Origin of the sequence: Hydrogenoanaerobacterium saccharovorans (assembly GCF_016901815.1) — a bacterium.
Lineage (GTDB): Bacteria > Bacillota > Clostridia > Oscillospirales > Ruminococcaceae > Avimicrobium > Avimicrobium caecorum.
The window spans coordinates 51,117-63,788 of the sequence record NZ_JACSNR010000007.1; the positions used below are offsets into that span (position 1 = coordinate 51,117).

Genomic DNA, 12,672 nt, shown 5'->3' on the forward strand with positions numbered 1-12,672 from the left:
TTTTCCCATAACACCAAAACAGCTCCCCATTCCGGGGAGCTGCTTTTCGTTTACAGGGCAATTTTACGCATCTGCGGAACCGGAAGCGTTCTCTTCCCGTCCCCGGCATTTCCAGCAGTGGCTGCACACCGGCTCATGTACCGGGTCACATTCCAGACCCCAGCGGCGCATTTCCCGGAACACCACAAAGATGCTCTCCCCCATTTCGGTGAGAGCATATTCCACCCGGGGCGGCACTTCGGGATAGACCTTCCGGCAGACCAGGCCGTCTTCCTCCAGTTCCCGGAGCTGCTGGGTCAGTACCTTATAGCTGATCGTCCCGATGCTGGCTGCCAGCTGATTATAGCGCATCGGGCCCGGATGCAGTTCCAGCAGGATGCGATGCTTCCACTTACCGCCCAGAATCCCAAATACCGTCTGGATCGGACAAATTCCCTTCTCTGTCATAATTCCCTCCGCATTTGCGTGTTACTTACTATTTGGTAAGTTATATTACAAAAAAGTACATACTTGTAAAATCCATGTATTGGGATTATTATAACATCAGCAGCTGCAAAATACAAGCAATCCCAGACAGGAGGAAACAACGATGTATCAGCTCAACGAGCGTGTCAGCGCACTGTTCAATAAAACCAAAAACTGCACCCTCTCCACCAACGGAGAGTACCCCAACACCATTGTGATCATGTTCAAGGAGATCAACGCCCAGGGCGAGATCCTGCTCTGCGATGTGTTCATGAACAAGACCCTTGCCAACCTGGAAAAGGACGCCCATGTTTCGGTGGTTGTCTATGAGGGCCTGGAGGGCTATCAGATCAAGGGTACTGCCCGCTGGACCGACGACGCCGATCTGGTGGCAGCCGGCAACGCCAAGACTTCCCAGTTCGGCCTCAAGACCAAGGGTGTTGTGATCGTCACCCCCGAATCCGCTGAGGTGCTGACCCCTGGCCCCGAAGTCGGAAAGTCCCTGTAATCTTCCATAAAAGCAAAACACAGCCTGTACCCGGTCAGTTGGATACAGGCTGTGTTTTTTACCTATTCGGCTGTTTCTGCCAGCTCTGCGGACTTGATATTGTAATCCTCCGCCACAGAGTCGGAGAAAACGCCCTCCTTCATATTCCCCACGAACCAGAGTGTTCCGCCCTGGGGATTGGAGATCCGGACCGGCCCGGTATACATGCAGGATGGCACTGCAAAAATGCAGTTGACCGGCTCCCGGAAATTCTGCTCCTGGACCAGCTTGCGGACCGGCTCAAGCAGCTCGGGCCACTCCTCCAGCAGCAGGGAGAGATCCTCAGTAGGCTCCATGCAGTAATCGCACACTGCAAAGTCCTCATCGAACAGCAGACCGAAGTCATACTCAAACGCATTGTACTGGGTTCGGAAAGCCCGGCGCAGAGTAGCTTCCTCGGGGCGTTCCCCATTCTCCGGACGGAACAGCTTGTGAAGCCGCTCTTCAAACTCCGCCGGGGAGAAAATATACTCCGGGTCCAGTTCAGCCTCATCCAGTGTGCAGTAACAGGTCTGTACATACCGGTAAAATTCTTCCGGGTCCGCAAAAGTGCCCAGCCAGACTGCCATGGTCCCCACCTGATAAGAGGCGTTCATCATTGTATTGCCCATCACAAACTTCCTTTCCGCATAAAAATACCGCCCTCAGCAGAACGCTGAGAGCGGTACTCTGTTTTGGAGGCGCCAACCGGATTTGAACCGGTGGTGAAGGTTTTGCAGACCTCTGCCTTACCACTTGGCTATGGCGCCATACTGGAGCGGGTTACGAGGCTCGAACTCGCTACCTCCACCTTGGCAAGGTGGCGCTCTACCAGATGAGCTAAACCCGCATGTGGTGGGGGCATCAGGGATCGAACCCGAGACCCTCTGCTTGTAAGGCAGATGCTCTCCCAGCTGAGCTATACCCCCACATCGGCTGAATCACTTGTCGTGACTCAGCTTATTTATAATATCATATTCCGGATTCTTTGTCAACCCGTTTATCCGATTTTATGCAGGAAATCTTCCAGATATTCCGGATTTTATTTCTGCATGAACGAACGGATCTCATCCGGGGTGAATACATGGGTTGTGCCGCAGAAGTGACAGTTTACCTCAATGTTCTCCCCTTCTTCTACCATCCGGGCCAGCTCCTCCTGTCCCAGGCTGACCAGTGCTCTGCGCATCCGGTCACGGGAACAGTCGCAGCGATACTCTGCCGCGCGGTTGTCCAGGATCTCCGGCTCAAAGCCCTCCAGAGCGGCAAAAGCGATCTGCTCCGGAGTCATGCCGTCGGCGATCATCTGCGAAACAGCCGGCAGCTTGTTGATGTTGGCTTCCAAGCGGTCGATGACCGAATCGTCGGCACCGGGCAGCAGCTGCACCAGGAATCCACCGGCGCTGGCGACAGTCAGATCGGGATTGACCAGCACGCCCAGGCTGCACACAGTGGGAACCTGCTCGCTGACCGCATAGTAGTAGGTGACATCCTCCGCAATTTCGCCAGAAACGATGGGAACACTGCCGATGGTCGGCTGTGCGAAGCCCAGGTCCCGGATCACAGTCAGGGAACCGTCCTTGCCCACCGCACCGGCTACATCCAGCTTGCCGTAGCTATTGAGCGGGATCTCCACAATGGGATTCTCCACATCGCCCTTGACCATACCGGCACCGTCCGCCACAACGGTGAACTTGCCGGCAGGACCGCCGCCGCTCAGGCGCAGGGTCACAGAATCTTCAGAGTTCTTGAGCATACTGCCCATCATGGCGCCGGCAGTGAGCAGACGGCCCAGAGCCGCAGTAACTGTGGCAGAAGTCTTGTGAATCCGCTCTGCCTCTCCGGCGATCTTAGTGGAATCCACTGCGCAGCACATCACAGAGCCGTCCCGCGCAATGACACGAATCAGGTTATCCATTTAATTTTCCTTTCCGGTTTTCTTTGCAACATAAATGGCCCGCTGGGTGGTTTCCCCAGCCGGGTCAAAGCTGTCATCCCCATAGACAGTCACCAGCTCAAAGCCGTTTTCCGCCAGCAGGGTACACAAAAAATCATGGCTGTATGCCCGTTCCGCGAAACTATCGCTCTCCCGGTAATAACAGTCATTCTCCTCATCATAGACAAAAAAGTCCAGATCGATTGTCACCAGCAGACCATCTTCCAGGGTATTCTGCCAGACACAGTAGACCTCGTCGGTATCATAGACGAAGGTTTCATTCCCCAGAACCTGCCGGTGTTTGTATTCGGTATTCACATCAAACACGAACAGTCCGCCCGGGCGTACATACTCCCCGACCTTCCGGAACATCTTCCGGACACTTTCCGGTTCTGTGATGTGATTGATGCTGTCCAGTGCGCAGACTGCCGCATCCACCGGGCTGTACAATTCCAGCTCACAGAGATCCTGGCAGACAAACAGCGGATTGGTAAACGGCAGATCCGGGCGTTCCATCTTTTTCTGCATGGCAACAGACAGCATATCCTCCGAAAGCTCCACGCCGACCACATCATATCCCAGGTCGGCCAGTTCAAAGGATAAACTGCCTGTCCCGCAGGCCAGATCCGCAACCACGCTGGCACTGTCCATATTCTGTTTGATTATCGCATCAAAATACGCCGCCCGCTCCCCATAGGAAATATTCTGGGTAAGCTGATCGTAGTATTTCGCGAACGAGCCATATCCGTGCATCGTCACTTCTTGATCCGGGAGAAAACAATGGTATATCCATCCGCTCCATAATTGAGCGAGCGGTTCACACGGCTGATGGTCGCTGTGCTGGCTCCGGTCTGAGCCACGATCTCACTGTATACCTTGCCTTCCCGCAGCATTCCTGCTACCTGGAACCGCTGGGACAATGCCTTGAGTTCCGGAACTGTGCAGAGATCATCGAAGAAGCGGCGGCATTCCTCCACATTCTCCAAAGTCAGGATCGCTTTATATAGTTCTTCCAGGGTTGAAGTTTGTAGTTTCGGCTCCAATGTTATAACCTCCAGTGCAGTTTTGTTCACAAGTCATAGTTTATCATTTTAGTGTGCAAAAGTAAATAGGGAAACAACCAAAAATTCAAGAAATATTTGTTTACACAAAAAATTCAAGGGAACTGTGCAGTCTATATTGCATAATTCCCTTGAAGTTGTTATTCTTCCGTCAAATCCTCGGCATATTCCGCAGCAATTTCCTCAATGATTGCCTTGACTTCCTCTACCCCATCTCCCTTTTCGGACGAGAACGGGATCATGGTAATCTGATCCGCACAGGGAATCTCGGTCTGGAGTGCTTCCAGACGCTCTGCCAGCTGTGTCTTGGTCAGCTTGTCCTTCTTGGTCAGGATCAGCACAAACGGGAACTCGTTTTCAATGAGAAAATCGATCATCTGCAGGTCATCCTGGGAAGGCTTATGCCGGACGTCCACCAGCTGGAACACCAGACCGATGTTCCGTCCGCTGCGGAAGTACCCGTCAATGAGCTTGGCCCAGCGCTCCTTCTCCCCCTTGGCTACCTTGGCATAGCCATAGCCGGGCAGATCCGCAAAGCGCACACTTTCCAGCCGGAAGAAATTGATGGTGGCAGTCTTTCCCGGCACAGCGCTGACTCTCGCCAGCTGCTTGCGGTTGAAGACCTTGTTGATCATCGAGGACTTGCCCACATTGGAGCGCCCCGCAAAGGCGATCTCCACCAGATCCGATTTGGGAAGCTGGTCGAACCGACCAAAGGAAGTTTCAAAGACTACATTGTGAAAATTCATGCCAATCTCCTATCTGCTCGCCTGAGGCCGATCGGTCGTTTCTGCTTTCGGAACGGTGATCTCAAAGGATTTGGATTCCGCTTTCTGGCCCAGATGGTTCTCCTCATGCCGCTTTCCGGTGGGATGCGGCATGGAGCACAGAGCTGTTTCCAGTACATCTGCCACCGTATCTGCCGGAACGAAGCGGATCGCCTTCTTCACTGCTTCATCCACCTCATGCAGATCGGATACATTCTGCCGGGGGATTACCACGGTGTTGATCCGGTTGCGGTATGCAGCCATGGTCTTTTCCCGCAGGCCGCCGATGGGCAGTACCCGGCCCCGGAGAGTCACTTCGCCGGTCATGGCGACCTTGCCCCGCACCGGAATACCGGTGAGCGCCGATACCAGCGCTGTGGTGATGGTCACGCCAGCCGACGGGCCATCCTTGGGAACAGCACCTTCCGGCACATGGATGTGGATGTCCTTGTTCTTATAGAACTCATGGTCGATGCCGAAGCGATCCGCCATACTGCGCACATAGCTGATGGCAGCCTGTGCCGACTCCTTCATCACATCGCCCAGGCTTCCGGTGAGCTGCAGCTTGCCGCTGCCGTCCATCACCGCTACTTCCACCTGAAGCATCTCGCCGCCCACAGCAGTCCAGGCCAGGCCGTTGACTACGCCGACCTCATCCTTACCGGAGATGTCATCCGGCTTGAAGCGCTTGGGCCCGAGATAGGTTTCGATATTCTTTTCGGTCACGCTCACCTTCTCCACATCACCGGCTACCAGCTCCCGGGCGCTCTTGCGGCAGATCTCGCCGATCTTCCGCTCCAGGTTCCGGACACCAGCCTCCCGGGTGTAGCTGTCGATGATGGCATACAGCGCACCATCGGTGATATGCAGCCGCTTGGAATCCAGTCCATGCCGGCTGAGCTGCTTCTTGACCAGGTGCCGCTTGGCAATCTGGAACTTCTCCTCCCGGGTGTAGCTCGAGAGCTCAATCACTTCCATACGGTCCAGCAGCGGGCCGGGAATGGTTTCGGTGGTGTTGGCAGTCGCCACAAACAGCACCTTGGAGAGGTCATAGGGCACCTCGATGTAGTGGTCACGGAATGCGGAATTCTGTTCTCCATCCAGCACTTCCAGCAGGGCTGCCGAGGGATCACCCCGGTAGTCACTGCCCAGCTTGTCCACCTCATCCAGCAGCATCAGCGGGTTGCTGCTGCCGGCCTGCTTGATGGCAGCCATGATCCGACCGGGCATCGAGCCGATGTAGGTCTTGCGGTGACCCCGGATGTCCGACTCGTCCCGGACGCCGCCCAGGGACATGCGCACATACTTGCGTCCCATGGCTTCGGCAATGGACCGGGCAATGGAAGTCTTGCCTACACCGGGCGGGCCCACCAGACAGATGATCTGTCCGCTGATGTCCGGCGCCAGCTGACGCACTGCCAGCAGTTCCAGAATCCGCTCCTTGACCTTCTGCAGACCATAGTGCTCCCGGTCGAGCAGTCGGGCCGCCGCCTTGATGTCGATCTTGTCCTTGGTGTAGACATTCCAGGGCAGTTCCAGACAGGTATCCAGATAGCCCCGCACCACACCGGCCTCCTGAGAGCTGGGATGGAGTTTGCGCAGCTTGCGCACCTCCGCAGTCAGCTTTTCCTTGGCCTCATCATTGAGCGAGAGCGCCTCGATCTTCTTGAGGTACTCATCCGCCTCATTGTCGATGTTGTCCCCTTCGCCCAGCTCTTCGGCAATGGCACGCTGCTGCTCCCGGAGATAGTACTCCCGCTGGTTCTGGTCGATCTGCTCCTTGACCTTGGCGTAGAGTTCCCGCTCCAGAGTGAGGATATTGATCTCCCCTTCCAGCAGCGAAGCCAGCAGCTGCAGACGCTTGGCAATGCTGTTTTCATTGAGCAGTGTCTGCTTCTTATCAGGGGCGAGGATCATATTTCCGCCGATATAATCCACCAGGTACACCGCGTCATCGGTGAGCATGGCATTGGGGATCAGATCCTTGGACATCTTGGGCGACAGTTCACAGTATCTCTCATACAGATCCTTGACGGTACGCATCAGAGCGTTCATCTTATCAGTGGAGCCGGTGCGCAGTCCGCGATAGGGCAGTTCTGTGACTTCCGCCAGGAAAAAGGGCTCAAAATCGGTGACCTCATCCGAAATGGCAGCACGATACAGTCCTTCGACCATAATGCGCAGCTTTTCGTTGCGGGCACGCACGACCTGCTGGATCTCCGCTACAACACCCACCCGATACAGATCGGAAAAAGACGGGTCCTCCTGCTGGACATCCTTCTGAGCCACAATAAAAATCTTTCTGTTGTGTTTCATAGCATGCTCGATGGCACGGGCCGATTTTTCCCGGGCAACATCCAGATTGAGGATCGTCTGCGGGAACATCACCACTCCACGGAGCGGCAGAACCGGCAGGCAAATCGGCAGCATATCAGTTTTGGTATCCGCCATAAAACACACCTCCATATATTCGTAGAATCCCATGCGAAAGCACATTCTTCCGCATGATTGTTTTATTATACACGAAAACAGTCCGCTTTTCAAGAGCAAGACCAGGGTAAAACAAGACCTCTGCAGGCGTACAGCAGAGGTCTTGGGCATCCGTATGCAGCTCGTTACAGCTTGGCAAGCAAATCGGCGATTTCCGGCATATCTCCGGCATTTTTGGCACGATGCGCATATACCACATTCATACCGCGGTCCAGCAGGAACACTGCCGGCAGCTGGAGCTCATTGCCTTCATAGGCACCGTGCTCCAGACCCAGCTTCTTGGCTGCCTGGATCTTGCGGATGGTCTTGATGGAAGCCAGCCCCAGCTTGCTCCGGGCTGCCCCCACCTGATAGAGGTCATAGAGCTTGCCCTCGGGATCGCAGGCTACCTCGAACCGCAGCTCCTCCTCGGTAATGCTCTCGGCAATGGTAGCCGGAGCGCTCTGCAGTACCAGAAGAATCTGGGCATCCTTGTCCAGGAACTTCTGATAGTTCTCCCGATAGGCCCGGATATCCAGCTGACAGATGGTACAACCGTAATACCGCAGGAAGATCAGGAAGGTTTTATCTGCCTTCTGGACCTTTTCCTCCAGAGTGGATGTCTTTCCATAAGGGGTCTGATATGTAAAGTCTATGGCCTTGTCACCGAAAGAAATCAGCTTATTCTCCATAAAACCACGCCTTTCCGCCTAAACAGGCGCATTCTTACAAATATCATAGTATATTCGGCTGAAACTGTCAAGTATTGCCGAAATTTGCCTGGATTCCCCATAAAACAGCCAGCCGACAGGCAGTAAAGAAACCCGACGGCTGGCTGTGTGAAAAATCATGGATGGAATCTGCCAGGGGATCAGCCCGCAGTGCCGCTCCGGTGTGAGGAGGGCTTTTCGGGATTCAGCCGCAGCTTATGGGGCTGCCGCAGCTGATCGTAGGTGATCATCGGACTGCCCTTCCCATTCACAAAGTCCGCTGTGATGGTAATGGACTCGATGGTGGGATCAGAGGGCGCTGTGTACATCAGGTCGCCGAGGATCTCCTCCATCACCGACCGCAGGCCACGGGCACCGGTCTTGCGCTCGATTACCTTATGGGCGATTGCCGACAGGGCTTCGTCCTCAAACTCCAGCTCCACATCGTCCAGCTTGAACAGGGTCTTGTACTGCTGCACAATGGAATTCTTCGGCTCAACCAGAATCCGCTTGAGGGCTTCCTCATCCAGCGAATCCAGGGTGGCATGGATAGGCAGACGGCCGATCAGCTCGGGGATCAGGCCGAACTTGACCAGATCCTGGGGAATGAGCTGCTTGAGGTATTCATCCCGGGCCTTATCCTTGTTGGACTTGAGCTGTGCGCCAAAGCCCATGGACGAGGTCGCTACCCGGCTTTCGATGATCTTTTCGATTCCCTCGAATGCACCGCCGCAGATGAACAGGATATTCTTGGTGTCGATCTGGATGAATTCCTGCTGGGGGTGCTTGCGTCCGCCCTGGGGCGGTACATTGGCAACGGTGCCTTCCAGGATCTTCAGCAGAGCCTGCTGTACACCTTCACCGCTGACATCCCGGGTGATGGACGGGTTCTCGCTCTTGCGGGAGATCTTGTCGATCTCATCAATATAGATGATGCCGCGCTCTGCCCGCTCGATGTCAAAGTCAGCAGCCTGGATCAGACGGAGCAGAATATTCTCCACATCCTCACCCACATAACCGGCTTCGGTCAGGGTGGTGGCATCCGCAATGGCAAAGGGTACATTCAGCACCCGGGCCAGGGTCTGAGCCAACAGGGTCTTACCCACACCGGTGGGTCCCAGCAGCAGGATATTGCTCTTGGCAAGTTCTGCGTCATCGCTGCCGAAATAGATGCGCTTATAGTGGTTGTAAACCGCAATGGACAGCGCCTTCTTGGCATTGTCCTGACCAATGACATAGTCGTCCAGGATCTTCTTGATCTCCATCGGCTTGGGGATGTCGATGGATACCTCTTCCCGGATGGTCCGGTGCGAATGCTTCTGCTCAAGCTCTTCCCCTTCGTGTACAACATTGTAGCAGAGATCCACACAGTAATTGCAGATATACACGCCATTCGGTCCGGCGATCATCCGCTCCACCTTATCCTGGGTCTTGCCGCAGAAGGAACAGCGGATCGGGCGTGTATCGTCATACTTGGGCATAGGGTCCTCCATTCTGGATACTGTTCACAATCAGCAAACAGGCGCCTGCCGGAGCAGACACCTGCGTGCGCTTTTTTATCGGTGTTCGATTACCTTATCGATCAGGCCGTACTCTGCCGCTTCCTCGGCGGACATGAAGTTATCCCGTTCACAGTCGGCGGTGACAACTTCCACCGGATTGCCGGTATTGTCTGCCAGGATGCGGTTCATCCGCTTCTTGATTACTTCCAGACGCTTGAGATGGATCGCCATATCAGTGATCTGTCCCTGAGTACCGGCAGAGGGCTGGTGGATCATGATCTCCGCGTTGGGCAGTGCGAACCGCTTGCCCTTGGCACCCGACGAGAGCAGGAATGCACCCATCGAAGCTGCCATACCGATACAGATGGTGGAAACATCACATTTGATGTACTGCATGGTATCATAGATTGCCATACCAGCGGTTACCGAACCGCCGGGGCTGTTGATATACAGCTGGATATCCTTATCAGGGTCCTGGCCTTCCAGATAGAGCAGCTGAGCCACTACCAGACTGGCACTGGCATCGGTTACTTCCTCGCACAGCATAACGATTCGGTCATTGAGCAGTCGGGAGAAAATATCATAGGAACGCTCTCCACGGTTGGTCTGCTCTACGACCATCGGAACTAAACTCATACTTTTGACACCTCCGGATCATCTTATGGCAGAGCGAGCGTCAAAATGCGCTTATTCAGCGTCAGCGGTTTCCTCTGCCTTCTTCTTTCTTGTGGTCTTCTTCTTGGGAGCTTCTTCTGCACCCTCAGCCGGAGCCTCTTCTGCCTTCTTGGCAGTCTTCTTGGCAGCGGTCTTCTTGGCAGGCTTCTTCTCTTTCTCAGCCCCAACCGGCTCAGCAACAGCATTGGCCTTGATCAGCTCGATTGCCTTGTTGACTACGATATCCTGGCTCAGAGCGTTGAGAGGCATGTTCTCACGAACTTCCTTCTCATCCATGTGGTACATCTCGGCGATCTTGGCGATCTCCTTGTCCACATCCTCATGAGTAGCGGTCAGGCCTTCCAGCTCAGCGATCTTCTCCAGAGCCAGACGGATGCGTACATGACGCTCAGCCTGCTCAGCGAAGGTCTTTCTCATAGCGGGCAGGGTCTCGCCAGTGTACTGGAAGTAGGTGTTCAGATCCAGGCCCTGGGATCTCAGACGGTAGTCGAAGTCCTGAACCATCTCATCGATGCGGGTATCGATCATGCACTGGGGCAGATCGATCACAGTGTTCTCCAGCACAGCGGATACCAGACCGTTCTCATAGTCCTCTTCGCACTTGGCTTCAGCTCTCTCCATGAGTCTTGCCCGGATATCGGCCTTCAATTCATCCAGAGTGTCAAACTCGCTGACATCCTTTACAAAGTCGTCATCCAGCTCAGGCAGCTGCTTCTCCTTGATGGAGTTGATGCTGGTCTTGAATACAGCCGGCTTGCCAGCCAGGTCAGTAGCATGATACTCCTCGGGGAAGGTAACAGTTACATCGAAGCTGTCGCCGGTGCTGTGACCAACGATCTGCTCCTCAAAGCCGGGAATGAAGTGACCGGAACCCAGTACCAGATCCACACCTTCACCCTTGCCGCCTTCAAAAGCAACGCCGTCAGCAAAGCCCTCGAAGTTGATGTTTACGGTATCGTTCATCTGAGCGGGACGATCCTCAATGGTTACCAGACGGGCAGCACGATCGCGCAGCTGAGCCAGAGTGGTCTCCACATCAGCCTCGTTGATCTTGGCTTCAGCCTTGGGAGCCTTCAGGCCCTTGTAGTTCTTGACCTCAACCTCAGGCTTTACAGTAACAGTAGCCACGAAGGTGAAGCCGTCCTTGGAAGCTTCCTTGACCTCAACCTGAGCAGCCTCAACGGGAGTTACATTGGCCTCACCGCAGGCTTCCTCATAAGCCTGGGGATACATGTCGTTGACAGCTTCCTCGATGAAGTAGTCGCCATACTGCTTTTCCACATAAGCTCTGGGAGCCTTGCCCTTACGGAAACCAGGAATGGTGATCTCCTTGGCATGCTTGCGGTAAACCACATCCAGAACGGGCTGGAATTCCTCAGCAGTGACGGTAACTTCCAGAGCTACCTTGTTATTCTCAAGCTTGTTGCACGAAACGAGTTTCATTGATCTTCGTCCTCCTGTAATTACAACGATATACTTTTGCAAGTATACCATAGATTTAATAAGAAATCCATACGATTTTATGAAAAAAACAGCACCAGAGGCGATGTTTTGTTCACGAAACGATAAAAAATGCCGGTTTTATGGCAGAATTACGCCCGGTGTTTCGATCCGGACCGGGTCAAAGCCCAGATGATCCGCCGAGATCAGCCGGAACTCGATCCCCATATAATTGCCGTTGAAGGCATAACTGCACCCGGTTCCATGGATATGTCCGTAATAGCAGCGGCGGATCTTGTGCCGGAGCAGCACTTCGATGATCTCCGGAGAGAGCTGCTCGCCATACACCGGCGGATAGTGCAGGAACACCACCTTCTCCTCCGGGATGTCCCCGGCGGACTGAATGGAAGCCTCCAGCCGTCCCGCCTCCCGGGCAATGACCTTCTGATCAGCGGGTTCCCCCTGATCGAAGAGCCAGCCCCGGCTGCCGCAGACGCAGACCCCCTCCACCAGATAGTGGTTGTTGTGCAGGATATGCAGGGTGTCAAAGCCGTTTTCCGCGAAAAAGGCGTTCATTTTATTCATGGTCGCCCACCAGTAATCATGGTTGCCCTTGAGAATGATCTTCTGTCCGGGCAGGGCATTCACAAATTCAAAATCAGCCTTGGCCTCCGCGAAACTCATGCCCCAGGAGGTATCTCCGGCGAGCACGACTGTATCTTCCGGCTGGATCTTTGCCAGCCAGTTCTGCCGGGTCCGGTCAACATAGTTATGCCAGCCGGGGAATATATCCATCGACTTGTTGCCCGACAGCGAAAGATGCAGATCGCCAATTACATAAAGTGCCATAAACGCCTCCTGTGAAGTAAATTTTTCTTGGTATGCCGAACCGGTGTCCGGGTAAGATAAAGGCGAAAGGAGATGATTCACCCATGGAAAAGCAGAATTGTACCTGTCAGACCGCGGTGTCCTGTGAAGTGGGAAGCTGCGTCTACAACCGTGACAAGAAGACCTGCACTGCGCCCTCCATCAAGGTAGGCCCGCAGTTTGCAAGCAGCACCGCTGAGACCAACTGTTCCACCTTCAAGGCCCGCTGACCATCGCCTGAGAACCGGCAGCTTCCT

General features: G+C 54.5%; 14 protein-coding genes and 3 tRNA genes. 2 read left to right on the forward strand and 15 right to left on the reverse strand.

The window, feature by feature from the left end; translation table 11 throughout:
• Nucleotides 1–63: 63 nt before the first annotated feature.
• Nucleotides 64–447 (reverse strand): winged helix-turn-helix transcriptional regulator, encoded by a 384-nt coding sequence (locus H9X81_RS07745; RefSeq protein WP_204721066.1) that lies wholly within the window; start codon nt 445–447, stop codon nt 64–66.
• 142 nt (nt 448–589) lie between these two features.
• Here H9X81_RS07745 and H9X81_RS07750 point away from each other — a divergent pair, with 142 nt between their 5' ends.
• Nucleotides 590–973, forward strand: a complete 384-nt coding sequence (locus tag H9X81_RS07750; protein WP_191392533.1) for a pyridoxamine 5'-phosphate oxidase family protein — start codon at nt 590–592, stop codon at nt 971–973.
• A gap of 62 nt (nt 974–1,035) precedes the next feature.
• Here H9X81_RS07750 and H9X81_RS07755 read toward each other — a convergent pair whose 3' ends face one another.
• From H9X81_RS07755 to H9X81_RS07820, 14 genes are all read right to left on the reverse strand, one after another.
• Nucleotides 1,036–1,623, reverse strand: a complete 588-nt coding sequence (locus H9X81_RS07755; RefSeq protein ID WP_204721068.1) for a hypothetical protein — start codon at nt 1,621–1,623, stop codon at nt 1,036–1,038.
• 64 nt (nt 1,624–1,687) lie between these two features.
• Nucleotides 1,688–1,761, reverse strand: a tRNA-Cys gene (locus tag H9X81_RS07760).
• 4 nt (nt 1,762–1,765) lie between these two features.
• A tRNA-Gly gene (locus H9X81_RS07765) sits at nt 1,766–1,841 on the reverse strand.
• Between the two features lie 3 nt (nt 1,842–1,844).
• Nucleotides 1,845–1,920 (reverse strand) — tRNA-Val (locus H9X81_RS07770).
• Nucleotides 1,921–2,033: 113 nt separating this feature from the next.
• Nucleotides 2,034–2,906: an Hsp33 family molecular chaperone HslO gene (gene hslO / locus H9X81_RS07775; protein WP_204721070.1), complete on the reverse strand. Its 873-nt coding sequence runs from the start codon at nt 2,904–2,906 to the stop codon at nt 2,034–2,036.
• The gene (locus H9X81_RS07780) at nt 2,907–3,677 is read right to left on the reverse strand and encodes a class I SAM-dependent DNA methyltransferase (RefSeq protein ID WP_204721072.1); all 771 of its coding nucleotides are present in this window, start codon (nt 3,675–3,677) and stop codon (nt 2,907–2,909) included.
• Between the two features lie 2 nt (nt 3,678–3,679).
• The gene (locus tag H9X81_RS07785) at nt 3,680–3,967 is read right to left on the reverse strand and encodes a YerC/YecD family TrpR-related protein (protein ID WP_177502971.1); all 288 of its coding nucleotides are present in this window, start codon (nt 3,965–3,967) and stop codon (nt 3,680–3,682) included.
• Nucleotides 3,968–4,125: 158 nt separating this feature from the next.
• Nucleotides 4,126–4,734, reverse strand: a complete 609-nt coding sequence (yihA, locus tag H9X81_RS07790) for a ribosome biogenesis GTP-binding protein YihA/YsxC (RefSeq protein WP_204721074.1) — start codon at nt 4,732–4,734, stop codon at nt 4,126–4,128.
• 9 nt (nt 4,735–4,743) lie between these two features.
• Nucleotides 4,744–7,203 (reverse strand): endopeptidase La, encoded by a 2,460-nt coding sequence (lon, locus tag H9X81_RS07795; protein WP_204721076.1) that lies wholly within the window; start codon nt 7,201–7,203, stop codon nt 4,744–4,746.
• Nucleotides 7,204–7,367: 164 nt separating this feature from the next.
• A complete protein-coding gene (locus H9X81_RS07800) occupies nt 7,368–7,913 on the reverse strand; it encodes a peroxiredoxin-like family protein (RefSeq protein ID WP_177502974.1) in 546 nt (181 codons plus the stop codon).
• 179 nt (nt 7,914–8,092) lie between these two features.
• Nucleotides 8,093–9,412: an ATP-dependent Clp protease ATP-binding subunit ClpX gene (gene clpX, locus H9X81_RS07805; protein ID WP_191392528.1), complete on the reverse strand. Its 1,320-nt coding sequence runs from the start codon at nt 9,410–9,412 to the stop codon at nt 8,093–8,095.
• 75 nt (nt 9,413–9,487) lie between these two features.
• Nucleotides 9,488–10,069 (reverse strand): ATP-dependent Clp endopeptidase proteolytic subunit ClpP, encoded by a 582-nt coding sequence (gene clpP / locus H9X81_RS07810; RefSeq protein WP_204721078.1) that lies wholly within the window; start codon nt 10,067–10,069, stop codon nt 9,488–9,490.
• Between the two features lie 51 nt (nt 10,070–10,120).
• A complete protein-coding gene (gene tig / locus H9X81_RS07815) occupies nt 10,121–11,551 on the reverse strand; it encodes a trigger factor (RefSeq protein ID WP_204721080.1) in 1,431 nt (476 codons plus the stop codon).
• A 138-nt stretch (nt 11,552–11,689) separates the two neighbouring features.
• Entirely contained in the window at nt 11,690–12,397 is a 708-nt protein-coding gene (locus tag H9X81_RS07820; protein WP_177502978.1) for a metallophosphoesterase, read from the reverse strand.
• 83 nt (nt 12,398–12,480) lie between these two features.
• Between H9X81_RS07820 and H9X81_RS07825 the strand changes: the two genes are divergently transcribed.
• Nucleotides 12,481–12,645: a DUF1540 domain-containing protein gene (locus tag H9X81_RS07825; protein WP_177502979.1), complete on the forward strand. Its 165-nt coding sequence runs from the start codon at nt 12,481–12,483 to the stop codon at nt 12,643–12,645.
• Nucleotides 12,646–12,672 lie beyond the last annotated feature (27 nt).